Below are 251 nucleotides of genomic sequence, written 5' to 3'. Positions count from 1 at the left end.
ATCGTGAACCTGCCATCCCACAATTTTTCGACTAAAAATATCCATCACTAAATACAAGTATAAAAATTCGCCCTTAACCGTTGTTGGCAAATATGTAATATCCCATGTGTAAATTTCGTTCACACTGGTTGCTGTGAGTGCTTTTGGTTTTTTTACCTGCCTGTTTGGCTTCACTTTTTCTCTATGCGTTAATAGGTGGTGACGTTTCATAACCCGATAAAACGAACTCTCGGATGCTATCCATACCCCTT

Annotated in this window: 1 pseudogene; it reads right to left on the bottom strand. The window is 39.0% G+C overall.

Annotation, left to right across the window (positions count from 1 at the left end):
* Positions 1 to 251, bottom strand: a pseudogene (locus tag H5187_RS24970) (IS3 family transposase); the annotation flags it as partial.

This window comes from Pseudoalteromonas sp. SG44-1, from assembly GCF_014164315.1.
GTDB classification, from domain to species: domain Bacteria; phylum Pseudomonadota; class Gammaproteobacteria; order Enterobacterales; family Alteromonadaceae; genus Pseudoalteromonas; species Pseudoalteromonas rhizosphaerae.
The sequence above is the reverse complement of the archived record's forward strand: the minus strand, read 5'-3'. Positions and strand labels throughout refer to the sequence as shown.